The organism is Rhizobium sp. B21/90 (assembly GCF_019355815.1).
Taxonomy (GTDB): Bacteria; Pseudomonadota; Alphaproteobacteria; order Rhizobiales; family Rhizobiaceae; genus Rhizobium; species Rhizobium rhododendri.
Genome location: NZ_CP072163.1, coordinates 813,719 through 835,729 on the forward strand (window position 1 = coordinate 813,719; position 22,011 = coordinate 835,729).

The following is a 22,011-nucleotide window of genomic DNA, read 5'->3' on the forward strand; positions in this document are numbered from 1 at the left end:
TTCGTCAAGCTGTCGCGGCGAGCATGATGCGCTCCTGCGTCGCCTCGCTGCGCTCGATCTTGCCGGTGATGCGGCCCTCCTTCAGCACGACGATCCGGTCGCTGATGGCCAGGATCTCTGGCAAGTCGGAGGAGACGACGATGATTGCGATCCCCTGCTTTGCAAGGCTGTTGAGAAGCGTGTGAACCTCGGATTTCGCGCCGATGTCGATGCCGCGTGTCGGCTCGTCGACAATCAGGATACGCGGATGCCGCGCCACCCATTTGGCGATGACCACCTTCTGCTGGTTCCCCCCGGAAAGATTGAGCACCTTTTGCTCCGTCGACGGCGTCTTGATGCCGAGAGAGCGGATGAACGCAGCGCAGGCGCTTGTCTCGCGCTTCTGGTTGACGACATCCAGCGTACAATAGTCGGACAGGTGCGTGAGACTGAAATTTTCACGTACCGACATGCCGAGCACGAGCCCAAGTTCCTTTCGGTCTTCAGAAACGAAGCCGATACCGAGATCGATGGCATCGGCGGGATCTCGTATCGTCACTGTCGCGCCTTCTATCATCACATCGCCGACGCGCGGACGCCAGCCAAAGATCATCTCCATGATTTCCGTACGACCGGACCCGACGAGCCCGAAGAAGCCCAAAATCTCGCCTTTGTGCAGGTCGAAAGAAATATCCTCCACCTTGGCACCATGCGCGGTCCTGCTCTTCAGGCCCAGTCCGCGGACGGAAAGCAGGATGTCGGATGTGGCGTAGGACTGATGCTCGCCGAACAGTTGCGACAGGTCGCGATCGACCATCTTGCGCACCAGCAACTCACGGGTCATTTCGGCAATCGGCCGCGTATCGACCGTCTGGCCGTCGCGCAAGACCGTGACCCGGTCGGCAATCTCGAAAATCTCGTCCATGCGATGCGAGATATAGACGATACCGATCTGCTGCGCGACGAGCTTGCGGACGATCCGCATCAGGGTGGACGCTTCGTGATGGCTGAGCGATGCGGTCGGCTCGTCCATGATGATCAATTTCGAGCGATACGAGATCGCCCGCGCGATCTCGACCATCTGTTTCTGGCCGATGCTGAGATTGCCTACCCGCGTCGTCGGTTCGATGGTCATCTCCAGTTCGGCGAGGACGGCCCGTGTTTCGGCATTCATCCTGCGCGTATCGATAAGACCGCCGGGGCCGAGAGGCTCGCGGGCCAGAAAAATGTTTTCGGCCACGGTGAGATTATTCACTACCGCAAGCTCCTGGTAGATGATGCTGATGCCCAGCGACCGTGCGTGGACCGGGTCGCTGATCATTACCTCCTGCCCGTCGACACGGATCGAGCCGCCAGGATCGGCGCGGTAGACACCCGTCATGATCTTCATCAGGGTACTTTTTCCCGCACCATTTTCTCCGGCGAGCACATGGACCTCACCGCTGCTCAGCGAGAGATCGACGTTTTTGAGTGCATGGACACCGGGAAAAGTCTTCGAGATGCCGCGCATTTCCAGAAAAGGCGTCATGATAATCTCCACATGAGGATGCTGCCGGCGGCGCCCTTTCCGGCGCCGTCGGCCTTGACGCCTACTTCGTGTAGCTTCCGAGATTGGAGGCGTTGACAACCGTCACGCCGGTGTCGATATCCTTGCTTTCAGTCTCCGTGCCCTTGATCTGGGCAACCAGGTGCTCGACGGCAAGCTTGCCCATGGTCACAGGACGCTGGACCATGATGCCGGCAATGTATCCGTTTTTGACACCCTTGATCGTGTCGGGCAGGTCGTCGAAGGCGTAGACCTTAACGCCCGCCTTGCGATCGGAGAATTCCTGCTCTGCCAGGACCTTGGCAGCGGCGGGGCCGCCGACTTGGCTGACGCCGATAATGCCGGCCAGCTTGGGGTTTCCGCGCAGCAACGCCTCCGTCACCGAGACGGCCTTTGCGAGGTCGTCTTCGGTGCCCTCGGTAGCGACAACCTTGATATCGGGAAACGCCTTCAGCGCTTCCTTGACGCCGTCGATCCGCTCATTGAGATTGGAGGCGCCGAGCTGGCCGGTGACGATGGCAACCTCGCCCTTGCCGCCGAGCGCTTCGCCCATGGATTTGCCCATGGTGACGCCGGCCTGCTTGTTGATCGTGCCGATATACATGCTGCGGCCGCTCTTGGCGCTGTCGCTATCGAAGGTCAGGACCTTGATGCCGGCCGCCATGGCCTGCTTGATGATCCCCTCCACCGACTTCGGTTCGTTGACCGAGACGGCGATACCGCTGACGTGGCGAGCAATGAGATCCTCTATGATCTTGACCTGTGTCGACCCTTGGGTGTTCTGCGGAACAACCCACTGATAATCGACTCCTGCAGCCTTGGCCGCTTCCTGCGCGCCCTTGTTACAGTCGTCGAAAAACGGCACCGCCACTTTTGGCACCACAGCGATGGTAATGTCCTGAGCCACCGCGCCGCCGACCGCCGTCATCGATACCAATGCGGCAAACACTGCTTTTTTGAACTCGTTCATCTTTCCTTCTCCTCCTCACCCGTACGTCCTCCGCCGGGTATCTCCATTGAAACTTGCAGCCTCCGCGTTATCCGCGACCTCCCGAGAGCCGATTTCTCAAAACGTCCAGGCTCACGGCAATGAGGATCACCCCGCCCGTGATGGCCTGCTGGGCATAGGTATTGATGTTGAGCAGCACAACGCCATTGGCGATGACGCCGACAAGCGCTGCGCCGATGACGGCCCCGGAGACGCTGCCAACCCCACCGGCAAGGCTGGCTCCGCCGATTGCGGCAGCAGCGATCACATCGAGCTCCGATCCAAAGCCGGACGCAGGTTCGGCGGACAGGTATCTGGAAAATGCAATGACGCCGGCTGCCGCCGCGATGGTTGAAGACAGCACGTAGACGGCCAGTTTCACCCGATCTACCTTCACACCGCTCAGGCGCGCCGCATTTTCGTTTCCACCTGTCGCGTAGATATGCCGACCGAAGCGCGTGCGGCGCATGATCAGCGCGAATATCGCCATGAGGACCAGCATGATCACGACGGGCACCGGCACCGGACCGAGATAGCCCTGGCCGAGAATAGAGAAAGCATCGGGCGGCGTCGGCGTGACAGGAACCCCGTGGGTGATCATGTACATAAGGCCACGCCCGATGCTGAGGGTTCCAAGCGTCGCGATGAATGGCGGCAGCCCGATCATGGTGATCAGTGCGCCATTGATAAACCCGAACGCCACGCCGACCGAAAGGCCGGCAGCGACACTGCCGCCGGTCGAAAAACCGGCTTCGAAGCACAGGGCGGTCACCAGCGAGGCGAGACCCATTGCCGAGCCGACCGATAGATCGATGCCGCCGGTGATGATGACCATAACCATGCCGATGCTCATGATCGCCGTCAGCGAGAATGCGCGAAATACGCCCATCAGATTATTGGTCGTCAGGAAATACGGCGTGTACAGGCTGATGAGCGCGCCGACGACCACGAGGGCGACGAGCACGTTGACCTCTCGCACATGACGCAATTTCGCCAACTGGGCAAGAAAGCCCGATGACGAGTTACGGGGCGACGGTTCGTCATTGACGAGTCCGGACATGAATTCTCCTCCCTATCGCCGCTGCTCGCGTGAGCTGTCAGCATATCCGTTTGTCTATCGTCACCACAGATTGCAACCTCCAGATGCGTTTGGTGGTGACGGGGTACGCAAGCCAGCTATTCGAAGACTGCCTTGAAATGTCTATGGCAGCGCTGCCATAACTTCTGCCAATTCCGCCATCTGTCAAGCTCGTTTTCGATTTTATGTAAGATGGAACGAATTTATCGGTGTTATGCGGTCAAGGTGGAAGTGCGCGCGGTCATTCTCCGCGTCTGCCAGTGCCTGAAACGCACAGAATTTCTCTGTTGAATGGCAGCGCTGGTAGTCAGCATGTCGGCTATTAATTGACTGCATCCCTACTGGCGAAAGGTCGCCAGCCATCCGAGGCCTTCGATCGTGCCGCGTGCCGGGCGGTACTCGCAGCCGACAAAACCGTCATATCCCAGCCGATCGAGTTCACGCAGGACGGTAAAGTCGTCGAGCTCTCCCGTTCCAGGCTCGTGGCGGAGCGGCACCGATGCGATCTGAACGTGGCCTATGATGGGCATCATCGTTCGCAGCCCAGAGAGCACATCGCCATGGATGATCTGGCGATGGTAGATATCGAACTGCAATTTCAGGTTTGGATAGCCAAGAGCTGCGATCAAATCCGCTGCGAAATTGAAATTATTGAGGAAATATCCGGGCATGTCGCGCCCGTTGATCGGCTCCAGAACAATATCCAGCCCGGTCTCGCCCGCCTTGTCGCATGCGTAGGCGATTGACTGGCGATACGCGGCGACAGCGGCCGGGTCCGACCGCTCGGCCAGACCGCTCATCACGTGCAACCGCTTCACGCCTGTTGCCGCAGCATATCTGAGCGCTGTCTCGACAGACGCGCGAAATTCATCTGTCCGGTCTGGCAGCGCTGCGAGACCTCTCTCGCCCGATGCCCAATCGCCCGGCGGCAAATTGAAAAGCGCCTGCGAGAGCTTGAGTCGATGCAATCGCTCGGCGATATCGGCTGGGTCGAAATCGTATGGGAACAGATATTCCACCGCATCGAATCCGGCAGCAGCAGCAGCAGCGAACCGGTCGAGGAAGCCTACTTCTGTGAACATCATGGTCAAATTGGCCGCAAAACGTGGCATATCAGGCCTCCAGGCCGGGAAGATCGAGCCCCGTCAGGTTCGCGATCATACGCGCGATCGATGCATCGTCGTCGCGCCCCATGCCGGCGGCAGCCGTCATGACGAACATCTGCAGGGCAGTCGATGCTATGGGCGTGGGAAATTTGAGATTGCGGGCGATATCCGAGACGATGCCGAGATCCTTGGTGAAGATATCGACAGCGCTGCGCGGACGGTAATCGCCCTCCAGGATATGCGGAACCCTGTTCTCAAACATCCAGGAATTGCCGGCGGAGGCCGAGATAACCTCGTAAACCTTGGCAATATCCAGGTCCATGGCCTTCGCGAAGGTCACGGCCTCGCAGGCAGCGGCGATATGCACGCCGGCCAGCAACTGGTTGACGATCTTGAACGCAGCACCGACCCCTGCGGCGTCGCCAAGTTCGTAGATCTTGGTGGCAATGCAGTCGAGGGCAGGACGTGCCGAGGCGAAGGCCTCTGGCGCACCGGACGCCATGATCGTCAGCTCACCAGCGGCAGCACGCGTGGCGCCGCCGCTGATCGGGGCATCGATGTAAAGTAAATCAAGAGCTTGGGCGCGACGCTCAAAATCCCGCGCAGCCTCCGGCGACATGGTGGCACAAGACAAAACGGTGCCGCGCTTGCCCATTTCGGTCACCGCGCCATTCTCACCGAATAGGACGGCATCGGTCTGCGCCGCGTTGACCACGACCGAAATCACGATCTGCGCGTCCCGCCCGGCATCGATCGGCAGTCCTGCAACCCTGCCGCCGAGCGCCTCGAACCGCGCCATCGCGTCCGCACTGACATCGCAGCCGACGACATCGAAGCCGCCGCGAAGAAGAGAGGCCGCTATCCCGAACCCCATGGATCCCAACCCGATCACGCAGGCAGTCTGTTGAGGTTTTGTCGTCATCTGAGCTTCCTTGCCGAATGGAGTGCGGCCGATACCGCAGGATTAAACACGCGCTTGTGCTCGTCAAATTCAAATGATAGCGTTGCCATAAACATAGTTAGCGCGCGTCGGAAAAGCAATGCAAGGGCTTTTTGCGCTGAAGCAACAACAGGGTCGGGCGCGAACGGGAAGGCGCGGAGGAAATTCGATGCTACCGTCGGATGTATCCTCGCTTACACCCTTGGAGCAGCATAACGGCTGGCAGAATGAGGAACGAACGTGCTGATAGGCGCAATTGCGGACGACATTACCGGTGCTACCGATCTCTGCCTGATGCTTTCGCGCGCGGGTCTGCGAACGGTGCAGCGCATCGGCGTACCCGCGCCGGGTGAAAAGTTCGCCGATGCGGATGCTGTCGTTGTTGCCCTCAAGTCACGATCGATTCCAGTCGATGAGGCGGTTGATATGTCTTGCGCAGCAGCCCGGGCCCTGCTTGCTGCGGGGGCGGAAAAGTTTCTATTCAAATACTGCTCGACCTTCGACAGCACGGACGAGGGAAATATCGGGCCGGTCACCGAAGCGCTGATGACGCTCCTCGATGTCGATTTCACAATCGCCTGTCCATCTTTTCCGGCAGCGGGCCGGACCGTTTACAAAGGCCACCTGTTCGTCGGAGATCAGCTGCTGTCGGACAGCCCCCTGAAAGATCATCCGCTGAACCCGATGACCGATGCAAATATCGTGCGGGTGTTGGGCCGTCAGACGTCGCTGGCCGTAGGACTGGTCGATATCAATATCGTAAGGTCCGGACAGGACGCGATATCAGGGGCCTTCGCAGCAGAAAAAGCAGCCGGGCGCCGGATCGTGATCGTGGACACCCTTGCAGACACCGATCTGCATGCCATCGGACAAGCGTGTGCGGAGATGCGGCTTGTAACAGGCGGCTCAGGCATCGGCTTGGGCCTTGCGGAAGATCTCGTTGCCAAGGGCCGCGTCGCACGCCGGCAGGAACAAGTGCAAATGGCGGCGCCAGCGGGTCGGGCAGCCATTCTGGCAGGATCCTGCTCGGTCGCAACCCGCGGCCAGATCGAGGCGGCGCGACACAGCGGCATGCCGACGCTAGCGCTCGATGTAAACGCAATTTCGGACGGGAGGCAGACGGCTTCGGAGATAGCAGACTGGGCTCTTGCGCAGGACAGCTCTGCGCCGGTGCTTATGTATTCGAGCGCAGATCCGGCCGCCCTTGCAGACATTCAGGCATCGATGGGCAGGCACCAATCCGGCGCATTGGTCGAAACGACGCTGGCCGAAGTCGCAAACCATTTGAAGAACAGAGGATTTACGAAGTTTCTGGTTGCCGGTGGCGAAACATCCGGTGCTATCGTTGCTGGGCTGCAGGTGGCGATGCTCGAGATCGGGCCGGAGATCGATCCCGGCGTCCCCTGGACCCGCAGCATCAACGGCCCGGACTTGGCATTGGCGCTGAAATCGGGAAACTTCGGTGCCGAGGATTTCTTTCTGAAGGCTTGGCATCTGTTACGAGCGGAGCACGGGAATGCGTGAGATCAACAAAGCGCGCGACGAAATCTGCCGCGTCGGCGCCTCGCTGTTCAATCGCGGCCTGACTGCCGGCTCAAGCGGAAACATCTCGGTGCGCCTTGCCGATGGCGGATGGTTGATGACGCCGACGAACGCCTCGCTGGGAAACCTCGAGCCAGATCGGCTTTCACATTTCGACGCATCCGGCCAGCTCTTGTCGGGGGACAAGCCGACCAAGGAAGCCTTCCTGCATTTTTCGATGTATGATGAACGGTCAGAAGCGGCAGCCGTCGTCCACCTGCATTCGAGCCATGCCACAGCCGTCAGCATCCTTGCCAACGTCGATCCCAACGATGTGCTTCCAGCGCTGACGGCATATTATGTGATGCGCATCGGCCGCTTGCCGCTGGTGCCCTATTTCGCGCCGGGAGATCCCGAATTGGCGCACGCCGTAAAGGCGCTGGCCGGCAAGCATCACGCGGTGCTTCTGGCAAATCATGGTCCTGTCGTCGCCGGAACTTCGCTTGCCAACGCCCAGTATGCCACCGAGGAGCTTGAGGAAACAGCCAAGCTGTTCCTGATGCTGCAAAACCACGTGTTGCGCGCGCTGACGCCGCAGCAGGTAGACGAGCTGCGCAGCAAATTCAATTTGTCATGATCGCCGACCATTTACGTTCAGGGAGAGAGTAAAATGACCAATACCACTGAGACCATCGGGTTTGTCGGCACAGGGCTGATGGGCCATGGCATGGCAAAGAATATCGTTGAAAAGGGCTACGCGCTGCACGTCGTCGCCCATCGCAACCGGGTGCCGGTCGACGACCTGGTTTCAAGGGGAGCCACCGAGGCAAAGTCTCTTGAAGAACTGGCCCGTCACTCCACCATCGTCTTTCTTTGCCTGACCGGCTCGCCGGAAGTTGCGGCTGCCGTCGCGGCCATGAAACCCGGCCTTGGCGCCGGGACCGTCATCGTCGATTGCTCGACCGGCGAGCCCACGGTGACACAGACGCTGGCCGCAGAGATGGCCGAGATCGGCGTTCTCTACGCCGATGCCCCCTTGAGCCGCACGCCGAAAGAAGCGTGGGCGGGTACTCTCGATTGCATGGTCGGCGCCGACGCGGCGGTTTTTGAGCGCATCAATCCGGTGATCTCGACATGGGCGGGGAAGATTGTCCACATCGGCGGCGTCGCCGACGGCCATCGGATGAAGCTCCTGAACAATTTCATCTCGCTCGGCTATGCCGCGCTCTATTCCGAGGCCCTGGCGCTGTCGAAAAAAGTCGGCATCTCCATAGAGACATTCGACCAGGTGATCCGCGGAGGACGTATGGACTGCGGCTTCTATCAGACCTTCATGGGCTATGCGCTGGAAGGCAACCGGGAAGCCCACAAGTTCACTCTCAGCAATGCTTACAAAGACATGCGCTACGTGGAATCGATGGCAAATGCCGTGACCGTCACCACTACAATGTCGAGCGCAGTGAAGAACTCGTTCGCCGTGGCTATGGCAAATGGCGGTGCCGGGGCAGAAGACTATGTTCCGCACCTTACTGACTTCATAGCCAAGGCAAATGGCGCGAGTTAAGCGTAAAATGACGATGCTTCGGCGGCCTTGTGGCCGCCGGGCACTTTCTGGCGGAGGCAGGCGTTAATCGAGGCCGCCGATAAACGCCAGAATCTCCGCCTCGGAGACGACGTCGGCATATTTTGCGTTCATATCGAAAAGATTGGCCTCGTGCGGAGCCGGATGACGGTCGCCGCAGGCATCGCGCACCACCGTCGTGATGAAGCCGTGCGACATGGCATCCACGCAGGAAGCACGCACGCAGCCGCTGGTGGTCAGACCGGTGAGGATGACATTGTCGACCCCCATCGCAGTCAGCATCGACGCCAGCGACGTGCCAAAGAATGCGCTGGGATATTGCTTCGTGACAATAAACTCATCAGCCCGGGGCTCGAGCCCCTTCGGCCAGGCGCCGAGAGGATTGCCGGCGGTAAAGCTTGCCAGCGGCTTGGCCTTCTGGAAAAACCGGCCGCCATCCAGACCGCTCGGATGCAGGACGACGCCGGTCAGAATGACGGGAAGATTGTTGCCATGCGCTACAGCACGGATGCGCAGGGCACTTTCCAGCGCCGCATCGACACCTGCGAACAGCGGGCTGTCGGGCTCGAAATAGGCCTGGACGAAATCGACAAGCACCAGGGCAGGCTTCCTGCCGAAGCCGATGCGGTTATCATAGGCTTTGGCATAGTTTGCATGCAGGTCGGCTTCGCTCACGGACGGCTCCCTCGAAATTCATGGACAGTCTCGACGACAGAGGCTCTGGTACTCAGGACGGCGGCAATCCGGTCGGCATGAGCCAGAAGATGGCTGTCGGCAAAACGCGGCGCGATCAGCGTGACCCCGATCGGCAGCGATGGTCCGTCGGAATATGCAGGCAGTAGCACTGGAATATTCACGCAGGGCACGCCGAGCAGCGTCCACGAGGCATTGAACACGGGATCGCCGGGTTTGCGGCCGACGGGTGCAAACCCGGCAGCACTCGGCGCGATCACCACATCGTAGTTGGCCGCGATCTCGTCGAAAGCGATCCGCGCCAGCGCCATCCCGTCATAGGCGTCTCTCAGTTCGGCGAGCGTCGTACCATCGCGATTTTCCACCCTGTGATGGAAATCGTCATGCAGCGCGGCGCCATTTCGACGGGCAAGATTGCGAAACGCTGCCTGGCCTTCGCGATGCAGAATGACCCGGTGATAGCGATCGAGCGCTTCGAAGGGCGGCGGAAGTTCGAGCTCATGGACCTGATGGCCGGCCTGTCGCAGGCTGTCCGCGGCTGATGTCATTGCCCGCAGGCTCTCGTCCTGCAGGCGGTCATGGTAGGGGCCTGTGGTCACTGCTATTCTCAGCGCAGCCGGGCGACTGTCCGACCCGCAAGGTTCGTCGAGACCGAAGATATTTGCCAGCAATGCCAGGTCCGCAATCGAGCGACCATACCAGCCGACGGTGTCAAAGCTGATGGAATAGAGCCTCACACCCTCCCGGCTGACACGAGCGTAGCTCGGCTTGAAGGCATAGACGCCGCAGAACGAAGCCGGGCGAATGGTCGAACCGCCGGTCTGCGTGGCGAGCGCCAGCGGCACGTGAAAGTCGGCAACGGCTGCAGCCGAACCAGCAGACGAACCGCCGGACGTGCGCGCAAGATCGTGCGGATTGCCGGTTCTGGCATCCTGCCCGGCGGCGGCAAATTCCGTCGTGTCGGTCTTGCCGAGCACGATGGCACCTTCCGCGCGCAGCAGATCGACGGCCGCAGCATCCGCCGCAGGCTGGAAACCACCATAAAGCGGCGAGTTGTAGGTCGTCGGCAGGTCGTGGGTGTCGAACACATCCTTGACAGCAATCGGCAGGCCATGCAGCCGGCCACGCTTTTCCCTCGGCAAGGCATCCAGACGGGCGGCCTCGGCCAGTGCCTGCGGATTGACGGCGAGCCAGGCCTGCACATCGCCATCCCGCAGGCGGATGCGCTCAAGGCACGCCTCCACCACATCGCTAGCGCTCAACTTGTCATCGGCCAGCATCGCCAGCAAATCCGTGGCAGTCAGCTGGTTCGGCAAGGCCACAAGCGGAGGATCAGCGCTCATATCGCCAATCCCGGCGGCATCAGGCGGTGGAACTCGGTCGCGCGCTGAAAAGCGGCTCCAAGGGAAAGGCACATCGCATCGGCCTGGGGCCTGCCGACGATCTGTATACCGGTCGGCAGGCCGCCGCGACCGAGGCCGGACGGCAGCATCAGGGCTGGCAGGCCGGTGATGTCGAAAATCATCGTATTTCGCGAAATCATCGACTGGAAGGTGTTGGAGATCCCGTTCACGTCGACGGTCAGCCCATCGAGCAGGCCAGCCTCGCCACCGATGCCGGGCGTAACGACCAGATCGACATCGGCCATGGCGTCGAGGAAGCCGGTTTGTGCCTCGGCGCGCATCTGGAGCGCACGCCCGTAATCGACCGCGGAATAGGTGAGGCCGTTCTTCAGCCTGTGAACAAGGCCCGCGTCGAACATCTCCACACGATCGAGACGGGGAGAATGCAGCGTTGCCAATTCACTTTGGAGGATGACCCAGCCGGCCTCATGCCAAGGGGCGATATCGATGGCAGGGAGCGGAATGCAGATGCATCCAAGCCTCTCCATCGTCTTCAGCGCAGCCTCCCAATTGGCGAGAACGGCGTCGTCAACCACATCCGTGAACCAGTTGACGGGCACGCCGATGCGAAGACCCTCTAAAGTCTCGCCCGCCAGAATGGCAGCACATTGCGCAGCCAAGGATGGCTCCCGCTGGGCGGTCATGAAAGACAATACGCGGGCGATGTCCCTTGCCGAGCGGGCCATCGGACCGACATGGTCCAGTGTCCAGGACAGGGGCGCGACACCTTTTCGGGACACGCGGTCCCGGCTCGGCTTCAGGCCCGTCGTGCCACACCAGCAGGATGGGACCCGGATTGATCCACCGGTGTCCGTGCCGAGCGCAAGCGGCATCAGCTGCGCGGCCAGTGCTGCAGCGGATCCCGTCGACGATCCACCCGTCCAGCGGCTTTGATCCCACGGATTGCGCACCGTACCGAAGCGCGGGTTGTGCGGTGAACCGGTGGCAAACTCGGTGGTCGCAGTCATGGCAAAGGGAATGGCGCCGGCGGCACGCAAGCCGGCCACGACATCGGCATCGGCCGGCGCGACGCGATCGCCGGTAAAATGGGAGCCGGATGTGGTGATCGTATCGGCGACATCGATGATGTCCTTGACGCCGAACGGAATGCCTTCCAGCGGCCGCACCGTTCCATTGCGCCAACGCTCGTCGCTTTCACAGGCGGCCTTTTCAGCCTGCGGCACGAAGCGAAGGATAGCCTCGCCACCTGCGGTGCAGGATCGCGACGCACTGATAAGCGAGCGCAGGGCGTGCGAAGGCAACAGTCTCCCACCGGCATACGCGGAAAGAAGCGCGTCCACGCCGGCGGTCCTTATTGGCAAATCTTCGATCGCGGGCTCGACATCAGGGCTTGGCAACGGCTCGCCTGAGGGTGCCAAACGGGCGTAGGGGCGATCTGCGACGCCGGGGTCGACCAGCGTCAGTGGATCGAGGAGGTCGCGGGGGCCGACAAGCGGTGCTGCGGCCCCGGCATCTGGCAGAAGGCGATGCACCTTATTCGGCCGCCATCTGGCTCGGCATGCGCGACGCCATCAACGGCTGGATGCGCTCGCCAAACTTGTCGAGACCGACCAGGAAGTCGTCGAAGGTCAGCATGATGCCCTTTGTACCGGGAACGCTGCCGGCCTCCTCCAGCATCCGGGCGACGCTGGCATAAGAGCCTACCAGGGTGCCCATGTTGAAATTGACAGCACCTTCCGGCAGGTTGATGTGCTTGGCGGTCGAGTTGCTGTCGGCAGTTGCATCCTTGCTGCCCTGGTCCGCCATCCACGCGAGGGCGTCGACATCGGCCCCTTCGCGGTAGCTCTCCCACTTTGCCTTTGCCAGTTCGTCGGTCTCTTCGGCGATCACCATGAACAGCACGTAGGCGCCGACATCGCGGCCGGTCTTGGCAGCCGCTTCAACCAGCTTGGCGTTGTTCGGCGCATAGGCGGTCGGCGTATTGATGCCCGAGCCCATGACGAAGTTGTAATCGGCGTACTCTGCCGCGAATTCCATGCCGCGCGGACTCTGACCTGCTGCAACGATCTCAATCTTGTTCGCCGGCATCGGCTTCATCATGCAATCCTTCATGGTGAAGTGCTTGCCTTCGAAGGAGCATTCGCCCTTGGCCCAAAGCTCTTTCATGATGTGGACGTATTCGGTCGAATAATCGTAGCGGTAGCCGAAATAGTCATTTCCCGGCCACATGCCCATCTGGTCATATTCCGCCATCTGCCAGCCCGACACGATATTGACCCCGAAACGGCCGGGCGCCACGCTGTCGATCGTCGTCGCCATGCGCGCGACAATGGCCGGCGGCAGAGTCAGCACGGCAGTCGAGGCAAACAGCTTGATGCGCTTGGTGACAGCCGCCAGGCTGGCCATAAGCGTGAAGCTCTCAAGATTGTAGTCCCAGAACTCGGCCTTGCCGCCGAAGCCTCTCAGCTTGATCATCGAGAGCGCAAACTCGAGCCCGTATCCCTCTGCTTTCTGGACGATCTGCTTGTTGAGCTCGAAGCTCGGCATGTACTGCGGCGAGGTAGTGGAGATCAGCCAGCCATTGTTTCCGATGGGAATGAAAACACCGATATCCATGTGGTTCCCCTTTTATCTGATGGACATGCAAGGCAGTATGTACGAACTAATGCAAAATTTTTCGGGCCTGTAAAGCCAAAAATGACGCATCTTTAGGCGCGCCTATTTATTAATCAAAAGGCTGATTTGCACGCAGAAGTTTGGCGGCGGGAAATTATCCAAACGGCGAATGACGAGGCAGAAAGCCAATCAGAAAGGCAATTACAGGCGGAATGGGCAGACGAATCATGGCTGCGGGCAGGCCCAGGAACCATTCACGCGGCTGTCAGCCTCAGCTCTCGGCGCGCAGGGTCGTGGTGAAGGTAAAGCGCTCTGCCGGCAGAACCTGGAAAGCATATTCCAGCAGGCGGCGACCGGAGCCGTAGTAGCGGCGCGTGACGACGAGCGCGAGATCGCCCGGGCTGACGCCGAGCTTGTCGGCAATCACCTCATCGAGCGCGATAGGCTTGATTTCCTGCTGGATTTCCTGGATTTTTTCGCCGGTAAACTGTTCGATATAGTGAAAAATAGCACTTCTCGCGACCGTGATGTCCTTCACGGCGCCAGCAAGCCTGGAATCGACGTAGACCTCGTTCCACGAAAACGGCCTGCTTCGATTGCCGGGATAACGGATACCGGCCATGTGGAAGAACTTTCGGCCAGGACGGCAACCCAGCTCGATCGCAAGTTTACCCTGCGCCGAGACCTCCTCCTTCGTGTCGATTACAAATTCGGTCTCGGCGGCGATTTCAAAAAGTTCGGAGCGCGAGTGAGCGATGAAGCGTTTGCGTTCCGGATCGAAGCCGGCCTCAACACGGGTGCCTACCCCCTTGCGCGCCGAAAGACGCCCCTTGTTGCGCAGGGTCCCGATTGCCTGACGCACGGTCTGGCGACTGACGCCCAGCGCTGCGGCAATCTCGTTCTCTGTTGGCAAAAGGGTACCAACCGGGTAGTCGCCATTGCTGATGCGAGACTCCAGGTGATGGGCGACCTGCAGATAGAGCGGCGCCGTATCCAGCTCGGGCTTCCAATCATTGCTTTTCTGATCCAAGCACCCCACCCCTTGCCAGCTAAAATCACCGGCGCATCTCCGTTGTAAAGGTTTCAATCGTCTTTCCCGGCGAAAGGCAATCGAATTCCAGCATGTCCGCAAACGCATCCTGACCCGCTTGTGCCAGCAAAGCAAATCTATTAGTACGTACATATCCCAGCTATAATTTCCCAGGATATTGAGACGCATGTCGGACCTGATTGCCGGAGAGGCCACGCAAACGCGCCGAGCTTCTTCGCTGATGCAAACCCTTGTGGCGGCAACGCTGATCCAGATCGTGGCGACCGCGAGCGTCCTTGCACTCACGGCCATTGCGCCGACGGTGGCAGCAGATCTCGATATCGGCGCCTACTGGATCGGCTATCAGATCAGCCTGATCTATGCCTCTGGCATGTTCTCCTCTGCAATCGCCGGCACGCTGGTCCAGCGCTTCGGGCCGATCCGAATTGAACAGGCTGCACTTGTCTGCTGCGTGATCGGTTTTGCCGGCATTGCCACCGCCAGTATTCCACTGATCGTCATTGCGTCGCTTTTTATCGGCATCGGCTACGGCCTGAACAATCCTGCATCTTCCGAAATGCTGAGCCGAGTCACCCCGCAGAACAAGCGGAACATCGTATTTTCGCTGAAGCAATCCGGCGTCCCGCTGGGCGGCATCCTCGCAAGCTTCGCCTTCCCCTATCTCTCTCGCTATGTCGACTGGAATATCGCACTGCTGATCGGGGCGGCCGCACCGCTGTTGACGATGGGGTTGCTGGCGATGACGCACGCGGCTGAACCCGTCGTAGTCAGCAAGCGCCGATCCCTGTTGCGCGGGTTGATCGAGGAACAATCGACGATCTGGCGCAGCCCGCGTCTGCTGACGCTGAGCGGCCTGGGCTTTGCATATTCCGCCATGCAACTGTCGGTTTCCGCCTTCGCTGTGGTCACGCTTGTGCACGACGCCGGCTGGTCCTTGCTCGCCGCAGGGTCCGTTGCCGCAGCCATGCAGTTCGCTGGCGCCTTCGGTCGCATCTTCTGGGGCGTGGTCGCCGATCGCATCGGCGGCGGCTTCATCACCCTGTCACTGCTTGGCCTACTCGGTGGCGCCGGCTATGCCTTGCTCTACTGGCTGCCCGGCCTGCCACCAGTCGCGCAGGTCGCCCTCTTTGTCTGCATGGGCGGCGTGACGATTGGATGGAACGGCGTGTTGCTCGCAGAGGTGGCCCACAATGCCCCGGAAGGCAGGGTCGGCGCGATCACCGGGGGCGCTCTGGTCTACACCTTCATCGGGGTCATCGTCGGTCCGTCGTCCTTTGCCAGTCTTTATGCTTTGACTGGCCACTATGGTGCGAGCTTCATGGTCTTTTCCCTGTTCGGTTTCGGCGGCATGATCATCGCATGGCGAGCCCATCGCTCAAGCCACTGACCTGAAAATCTCTCCATATGTACTGACATACTGATGACGCATGCATGCGGCGCCGCTTGCTGCAGGCGCTCGCTATAGGCTGACGATTGGCTCCGATGTGCAATTGAACACGATTCAAGCGCCTATCTGATATGGTTTTTAGCAATCGCCGTATAAATGTGCAGTGCAAAAAAATAGGCAAAATCCGGTTGACGTTTCCTTGAGTATGTACGTACTTTAAGTTTAGATAGCTGATCGAAAGCTACGTTGTAGGACCCCGGGCAGACCGGGATCACAGAGGGGAATGTTGATCATGCGCCTGCTTTTCGTGAGTACAATGCTGGCGGTCTCCGCCTTCGCCGGCCTGTCCACAACCGCGATGGCCGACCCCATGGAGGATGCCAAGGCGATCATCACGCAGCACCGCGCCATGCCGGTATTCACGCCCCCGGGCGAACCGTTCAACGCCAAGCAGTGCATGGCCGGCAAGAAGGTTTTGTCGATCCCGATCTCGATGACCATCCCGTTCAATGTCGAATTGCAGAAGGCAATGGCATCGGCTGCAGCCGAAGTGGGCTTCACCTACACCACCTGGGACAACCAGTTGAAGATCGACCAGTGGGTGCAGGGTATCTCGCAGGCGATCAGCCAGAAATATGACGCTCTCGACCTGGCGGGCGGCCTGAACCCGCAAGTTCTCGGTCCGCAACTGGGCGAAGCGCGCGCCGCCGGCCTGAAGATATCGACGACGCATTTCTACGACGTGACCCAGCCGGCAATCGACACCGTCGACTATTCCGGCAAGATCGACTTTAGCGGCGCCGGCAAGCTGCTGGCAGCCTGGGCCTATGTCCAGACCGAAGGTAAACCAAATGTACTGATCATCGGCTCGTCCGACGTCCTCCCCTCGATCCCCTTCGTCAAGTCGATCCAGGATGAACTTAAAACGCTTTGCCCGAGCTGCAAGATGAAGCATCTGGACGTGCCCGTTTCCGAATGGGCAACGAAGATCCAGTCGGGCACGCAATCCGCTCTGCTGGCCGATCCCTCGATCAACTACATCCTGCCGATCTACGACTCCATGTCGCAGTTCGTCATCCCGGCGCTCCGCATCACCGGCTCGGAAGGCAGCGTCAAGCTTGCCAGTTTCAATGGCACGCCATTCGTTCTCGACATGGTGCGCGGAGGCCAGGTGCAGATGGATGTTGGCGAAAGCCTCGGCTGGGCCGGCTATGCGGCGATCGACAACATCATGCGGATGCTGTGCGGCAAGCCTGAAGTCGCCAAGCTCAACGTGCCGCTGCTGGTCTTCGACGACACCAATATCCAGACCGCCGGCACACCTGCCAATTTCAACGACGGCTATGGCGACGCCCACCTCGACGGCTTCCGCAAACTCTGGATGATGAAGTAGGTCAACGCGAACGCAGCAGGAGCGCCTCATGGTCGAAAATGCCGTCCTCACCATGAACAACATCCGTATGCGCTTCGGCAGCTACTATGCGCTCAAGGGTGTTTCGCTGTCGATACGGCGGGGCGAGGTATTCGGCCTTCTCGGCCAGAACGGCTCCGGCAAATCCACCATGATCAAGGTGCTGGCCGGCTTTCACCAGCCGGAAGAGGGCAGCGAGGTCATCCTCTGGGGGCAGAAAATGTCTCTGCCGCTCGATCCGATGGAGATCAAGAAGCGAGGAGTAGCTTTCGTCCACCAGCACCTCGGTCTCGTGCCATCCCTGACGGTGCTCGAGAATATGCGGGTCACAGCGCTTGGCCAGAAGACGCCTTGGTTCGTCAACTGGAAGAAGGAAGCAGCCGCCATCTCCAGGCTGTTTTCCGAATTCGACCTTTCGATCGATCCGTTCCAGACGGTGGCGAACCTTGCGCCGGTGGAGCGGGCCTTTGTCGCCATCATCCGTGCGTTCGAGGACCTCAGGGCGTCCGATGCCGGCTATGGCGGCGAAGGCATCCTGGTCCTCGACGAACCGACGCCATTCCTGCCGGCCGACGACGTGCTGCGACTTTTTGCGCTGATCCGCTCCATCGTCAAGACCGGCGCCTCCGTCGTCATCGTCACGCATGATATCGACGAGGTCCGAGATATCACCGACCGTGTCGCGGTGCTGCGCGACGGAGAGCTGGTCGATATCCTCGATACCCGTACATCACAGCGGCAGTCTATCCTCGACACCATCGTCGGCTCGCGGATCGACGCGTTCGAAAAGAAGCGCATGGCCAGGACAGGCGTGCCGGCGGCGGTCAGCGTGCGCGGTATTTCCAATGGCACCAGCGCACCTTTCGATTTCGAGATCCGGGAGGGCGAGACGCTGGGTGTGACTGGCCTGATCGGCACCGGCTTTGCAGCCCTCCCCTACCTGCTCTATGGTGCGAGACGGGGCAGCGGTGAAATCACCATCGGGGGCAAATCGGCGAAGATCAGCGCGGTGACGCCGCTTGCTGCGCAGAAGCTGGGCATCGCCTTCCTGCCCGGAGATCGCCTGGGTGCTGCCGGCATCGGCACACTGTCGGTGACCGACAATATCACGCTCCCCATGCTGGATGGCCTCACCAGGCCTTACGGACTCGATCGTCCCGGAATGACGCGTGCAGCGGCAGCGCTCGTCCAGAGTTACGACGTCAGGCCAGCCATTCCGCATCTCCCGCTCGGCTCGCTGTCCGGAGGTAATCAGCAAAAGGTGCTGCTGGCCAAATGGCTGCAGACTAAGCCGAAGCTTCTGATGCTCGACGAACCGACGCAGGGCGTCGATTTCGGCGCTCGCCAGCAGATTTTCAGGGCGCTGGACCGGGCGGCGGCGGATGGCACGGCGATACTTTGCGCCTCGACCGACAATGAACAACTCGAACAGATCTGCGACCGCATCATCGTCTTTTCGCGCGGTCGCCCGGTGATCGAACTCAAGGGCGCCGAGATCAGCCGCAAGGCAATCACCGAAGCCTGTTTCCACAGCCATGACGCGGAGGCCGCAGAATGACGACGCTGGATATGCCGACGACCAAGACCTCGATGCCGGCAAGGAGCCGCTTCACGATAAAAACCGAGGGCGAGCGCTTCGCCCTTGTGGGCGCATGGTTGCTGCTCATCGTGATTTTCGGAACGCTGATGCCGGATTCGTTCCTGAGCTGGCGAAGCTTCTCCACCCTGTTCGGCTCACAGGCCGTGCTCGTGGTGCTGACGCTTGCCATCATCATTCCGCTGACATCGGGCGATTTCGACCTGTCTGGGGCCTCGACCCTGACGATGAGCACCATGCTGATCGCCGTGCTCAACGTCAAATTCGGCTGGCCGATCGTCCCCGTGATCGTCATCGCGCTGGTGAGCGGTATCGTCATCGGCGCGGTCAATGCATTCTTCGTCCTCTATTTCCGCATCCATTCGCTGATCGTCACGCTCGGTGTCGGTACGTTCGCGAACGGGCTGATCCTCTGGGTCAGCAATTCGCAGACGATATCAGGCGTCTCCATGGGCCTGGTCAAATGGGTCATCATCAACCGGCTGTTCGGCATTCCCCTCGCCTTCTTCTATGCCCTGATCCTCGCCGTCATCCTTTGGTACGCGCTGGAATTCACCATTGCCGGCCGCAAGCTGCTGTTCGTCGGCCGCGGGCGCGAAGTGTCCCGGCTGAACGGCATCAATGTCGACAGGGTGCGCGCCACCTCCTTCGTGCTCTCCGGGCTGATCTCCGCCTTTGCCGGCATGCTCTATGCCGGCATGACGGGATCAGCCGATCCGCTGTCCGGCCTCAACCTTCTGCTTCCGGCGTTCGCCGCAGCATTCCTCGGCGCAACGACAATCTCGCCCGGCCGCTTCAATGCCTTCGGCGCGGTGATCAGCGTTTATTTCCTCGTGACCGGCATCACCGGCCTGACCATGCTCGGGGCGGATGCCTATGTGCAGAACCTGTTCTACGGAGGCGCCCTGGTCATCGCCGTGTCGCTCAGCCAGCTCGTGCGCAATCGCCAGCCACAGGATTTCAGCTGATGGACCTGATGAAGATCATGGCTGCCCTTGCCGAGACCTATTGGGATCGCCCGGCCGACGAGGCGGAGCTTGTGGCCATGGCCGGTGAAGCCATGCGCGACAAGACCAGCATCGCCAAGCCACTTACCGATAAGGCAGGCGCGTTGTTCAACACCGAACCAGCCCATTTCGAAGCTGTCTTGCGCGTTGAGGCCGGACGATGAGCCTCGATAACCCGACCACGCTCAAGGAGGCTGCGGAGGCGATCCTCGCCGGCCGGATTACTTCCGTCGAGATGACAACCGCCGCACTCGCCCGCGCAAAGTCCAGCCACGAGCGGCTGAACGCCTTTATCGAGATCGAGGAAGGCCCCGTGCTCGAGGCAGCCCGTGCCGCCGATGTTGCGCTTGCCGCCGGCCGGACGGTAGGGCCGCTGCATGGTGTGCCACTCGCCCACAAGGATATGTATGACCGCGCCGGCTTCGTGACCGGTTGCGGCTCGAAGATCCGCAAGGGTCATGTGGCGACCTCGACGTCCACAGTCATGCAGCGTCTGCAAGCAGCGGGTGCGCTCTCCATCGGCCGGCTCAACATGAGCGAATTCGCCATGGGACCGACGGGGCACAATTTTCACCACGGCAGGGCGCTGAACCCGATCGATGCTGCGCGGATCACCGGCGGCTCTTCCTCCGGGTCCGGATCTGCCGTTGGCGGCGGGGTGGTGCTGGCGGCTCTCGGCTCAGACACGGGCGGCTCCATCCGTCTGCCGGCCGCCTGTTGTGGCACGGTCGGGATCAAGCCGACACAGGGACGCGTCAGCCGTCATGGGGCGATGCCGCTGTCATTCTCGCAGGATTGCGTCGGCCCTCTGGCGCGCTCCGTCGCAGACGCCTACCTGCTGTTGCAGCTGATCGCCGGCCCGGACGGACACGACACGACCTGCATGGATGCAGACAAGCCCGGTGCGCTGCTTTCCGACCTGTCATCGCTGCGGATCGGAATTGCCGGCGGTCCGTTTGCCGACGGACTGGAAAGCGACGTTGCAGGCGGGATGGAGACGGCAATCAGGGCTTTGTCGCCAGATGTAGCCGGCATCGCTGCTGCACCCCTGCCCGATCTCTCCGCCATCGCTGAACTCGCCAATGCAGTGGCCATGGCAGAAGCGGGTACGGTGCATTTCGACTGGATGCGCGAGCGTCCGGAAGATTACGGCCCGCAGATCCGCATGCGACTTTCGCAGTCGCTGGCGATCCCGGCGCCGATCTATCTGCGTGCCCTGCAGATGAGGTCGGTGATGCTGAGAGAGTTTCTCGAGACAACCTTTGCCGGCATCGATGTCCTGATTGCGCCGACAATGCCGTTCATTCCACCGCTGTCCAGCGAGGTCGACGTCGGGACGAGCCCGACGATGAACGCTGTCGTCAGCGCGATGACCGCGTTCACGAGACCGTTCAGCTATCTCGGCCTGCCGGTGGTCACCGTGCCGGTTTCGATGTCCGCTGGCGGGCTACCCATTGCGCTGCAGGTCGTCGCGCGTCCATGGCGCGAGGATCTGGCCGCCAGCGTCGCCCTGAGGCTCGAACGAGCAGTTGGCCTGACGGCCTTCACCGACCCATCGCTTGCGCGGCCGGCCGCCTGAGCAAAACATGCAACCCGCCGGAACGGGCGGACACCCCATGAAGGATCATACCGATGGACGCCACGACCCAGATCGAAACCATTGAAGACGTAAGCCCGCAGGTCTTTCGCGACGCAATGGCGAAGATGGGCGCGGCCGTGAACATCATCACGACGGATGGTCCGGCCGGCAAGGCAGGCTTTGCAGCGACCGCTGTCTGCAGCGTCACCGACAGCCCCGCCACCTTGCTCATCTGTCTCAACCGGACGGCGTCGGTATTCAATGCGGTCATGGGCAACAAGGCGCTCTGCGTCAATGTCCTGACCGCCGGGCACGAAGGGCTTTCAGGCCTGTTTGGCGGCAAGACCCCCGTCGAACAGCGCTTTGCCGCAGCCAACTGGCACTATGGGGTTACGGGCGCTCCGGTGCTGGAGGATGCCATGGTATCGTTCGAATGCGTGCTCACCGACATGGTCGATGTCGGCACCCACCGGGTGCTGTTCTGCTCGGTAAAGGCTATCCGCGAAAGCGCTGCGGAAAAGGCGCTGGTCTACTACAAGCGTGCCTACCACCATCTCGGCGCCTGA

20 protein-coding genes are annotated in these 22,011 nt (G+C 60.7%); 10 read left to right on the plus strand and 10 right to left on the minus strand.

Annotation, left to right across the window (positions count from 1 at the left end; all coding sequences use genetic code 11):
• Positions 1 to 4: 4 nt before the first annotated feature.
• From J5278_RS21915 to ltnD, 5 genes are all read right to left on the minus strand, one after another.
• Positions 5 to 1,507 (minus strand): sugar ABC transporter ATP-binding protein, encoded by a 1,503-nt coding sequence (locus J5278_RS21915; RefSeq protein WP_219259144.1) that lies wholly within the window; start codon positions 1,505 to 1,507, stop codon positions 5 to 7.
• A gap of 61 nt (positions 1,508 to 1,568) precedes the next feature.
• Positions 1,569 to 2,495: a sugar-binding protein gene (locus J5278_RS21920; protein WP_209186482.1), complete on the minus strand. Its 927-nt coding sequence runs from the start codon at positions 2,493 to 2,495 to the stop codon at positions 1,569 to 1,571.
• 67 nt (positions 2,496 to 2,562) lie between these two features.
• Positions 2,563 to 3,573, minus strand: coding sequence for an ABC transporter permease (locus J5278_RS21925; RefSeq protein WP_142830984.1), 1,011 nt, complete (start codon positions 3,571 to 3,573; stop codon positions 2,563 to 2,565).
• Between the two features lie 356 nt (positions 3,574 to 3,929).
• A complete protein-coding gene (otnI, locus tag J5278_RS21930) occupies positions 3,930 to 4,703 on the minus strand; it encodes a 2-oxo-tetronate isomerase (RefSeq protein ID WP_219259145.1) in 774 nt (257 codons plus the stop codon).
• A 1-nt stretch (position 4,704) separates the two neighbouring features.
• A complete protein-coding gene (ltnD, locus tag J5278_RS21935) occupies positions 4,705 to 5,619 on the minus strand; it encodes an L-threonate dehydrogenase (RefSeq protein WP_209186473.1) in 915 nt (304 codons plus the stop codon).
• Positions 5,620 to 5,877: 258 nt separating this feature from the next.
• Here ltnD and otnK point away from each other — a divergent pair, with 258 nt between their 5' ends.
• From otnK to J5278_RS21950, 3 genes are read left to right on the plus strand one after another with little or no spacing between them, the layout of a single operon-like run.
• A complete protein-coding gene (gene otnK, locus J5278_RS21940) occupies positions 5,878 to 7,161 on the plus strand; it encodes a 3-oxo-tetronate kinase (RefSeq protein WP_209186471.1) in 1,284 nt (427 codons plus the stop codon).
• Positions 7,154 to 7,795, plus strand: a complete 642-nt coding sequence (gene otnC / locus J5278_RS21945) for a 3-oxo-tetronate 4-phosphate decarboxylase (RefSeq protein ID WP_219259147.1) — start codon at positions 7,154 to 7,156, stop codon at positions 7,793 to 7,795. The genes otnK and otnC overlap by 8 nt, the downstream gene beginning before the upstream one ends.
• A gap of 33 nt (positions 7,796 to 7,828) precedes the next feature.
• Complete coding sequence (locus tag J5278_RS21950) at positions 7,829 to 8,722, plus strand: NAD(P)-dependent oxidoreductase (RefSeq protein WP_219259149.1); 894 nt, start codon at positions 7,829 to 7,831, stop codon at positions 8,720 to 8,722.
• A gap of 63 nt (positions 8,723 to 8,785) precedes the next feature.
• Here the strand turns inward: J5278_RS21950 and J5278_RS21955 are convergent, their stop codons facing one another.
• The 5 genes from J5278_RS21955 to J5278_RS21975 form a co-directional block, all read right to left on the minus strand.
• Complete coding sequence (locus J5278_RS21955; protein WP_219259152.1) at positions 8,786 to 9,415, minus strand: isochorismatase family protein; 630 nt, start codon at positions 9,413 to 9,415, stop codon at positions 8,786 to 8,788.
• On the minus strand, positions 9,412 to 10,776 hold the full coding sequence (locus J5278_RS21960; RefSeq protein WP_209186463.1) for an amidase: 1,365 nt from the start codon (positions 10,774 to 10,776) through the stop codon (positions 9,412 to 9,414). Before J5278_RS21960 ends, J5278_RS21955 begins: the two co-directional genes overlap by 4 nt.
• Entirely contained in the window at positions 10,773 to 12,329 is a 1,557-nt protein-coding gene (locus tag J5278_RS21965; protein WP_209186461.1) for an amidase, read from the minus strand. Before J5278_RS21965 ends, J5278_RS21960 begins: the two co-directional genes overlap by 4 nt.
• A 1-nt stretch (position 12,330) precedes the next feature.
• Positions 12,331 to 13,413 (minus strand): pyrimidine utilization protein A, encoded by a 1,083-nt coding sequence (gene rutA, locus J5278_RS21970; protein ID WP_142830975.1) that lies wholly within the window; start codon positions 13,411 to 13,413, stop codon positions 12,331 to 12,333.
• A 271-nt stretch (positions 13,414 to 13,684) separates the two neighbouring features.
• The gene (locus J5278_RS21975) at positions 13,685 to 14,632 is read right to left on the minus strand and encodes a GntR family transcriptional regulator (protein WP_219259153.1); all 948 of its coding nucleotides are present in this window, start codon (positions 14,630 to 14,632) and stop codon (positions 13,685 to 13,687) included.
• Here J5278_RS21975 and J5278_RS21980 point away from each other — a divergent pair.
• From J5278_RS21980 to J5278_RS22010, 7 genes are all read left to right on the plus strand, one after another.
• A complete protein-coding gene (locus tag J5278_RS21980) occupies positions 14,631 to 15,851 on the plus strand; it encodes an MFS transporter (RefSeq protein WP_209186458.1) in 1,221 nt (406 codons plus the stop codon). The genes J5278_RS21975 and J5278_RS21980 overlap by 2 nt on opposite strands.
• Before the next feature lie 292 nt (positions 15,852 to 16,143).
• On the plus strand, positions 16,144 to 17,244 hold the full coding sequence (locus J5278_RS21985; RefSeq protein WP_209186456.1) for a sugar ABC transporter substrate-binding protein: 1,101 nt from the start codon (positions 16,144 to 16,146) through the stop codon (positions 17,242 to 17,244).
• Between the two features lie 28 nt (positions 17,245 to 17,272).
• On the plus strand, positions 17,273 to 18,820 hold the full coding sequence (locus J5278_RS21990; protein WP_209186454.1) for a sugar ABC transporter ATP-binding protein: 1,548 nt from the start codon (positions 17,273 to 17,275) through the stop codon (positions 18,818 to 18,820).
• Positions 18,817 to 19,827, plus strand: coding sequence for an ABC transporter permease (locus J5278_RS21995; RefSeq protein ID WP_209186452.1), 1,011 nt, complete (start codon positions 18,817 to 18,819; stop codon positions 19,825 to 19,827). The genes J5278_RS21990 and J5278_RS21995 overlap by 4 nt, the downstream gene beginning before the upstream one ends.
• The gene (locus J5278_RS22000) at positions 19,827 to 20,030 is read left to right on the plus strand and encodes a hypothetical protein (protein ID WP_143123110.1); all 204 of its coding nucleotides are present in this window, start codon (positions 19,827 to 19,829) and stop codon (positions 20,028 to 20,030) included. Before J5278_RS21995 ends, J5278_RS22000 begins: the two co-directional genes overlap by 1 nt.
• Positions 20,027 to 21,445: an amidase gene (locus J5278_RS22005; protein WP_209186450.1), complete on the plus strand. Its 1,419-nt coding sequence runs from the start codon at positions 20,027 to 20,029 to the stop codon at positions 21,443 to 21,445. Before J5278_RS22000 ends, J5278_RS22005 begins: the two co-directional genes overlap by 4 nt.
• A 53-nt stretch (positions 21,446 to 21,498) precedes the next feature.
• On the plus strand, positions 21,499 to 22,011 hold the full coding sequence (locus tag J5278_RS22010; RefSeq protein WP_142830967.1) for a flavin reductase: 513 nt from the start codon (positions 21,499 to 21,501) through the stop codon (positions 22,009 to 22,011).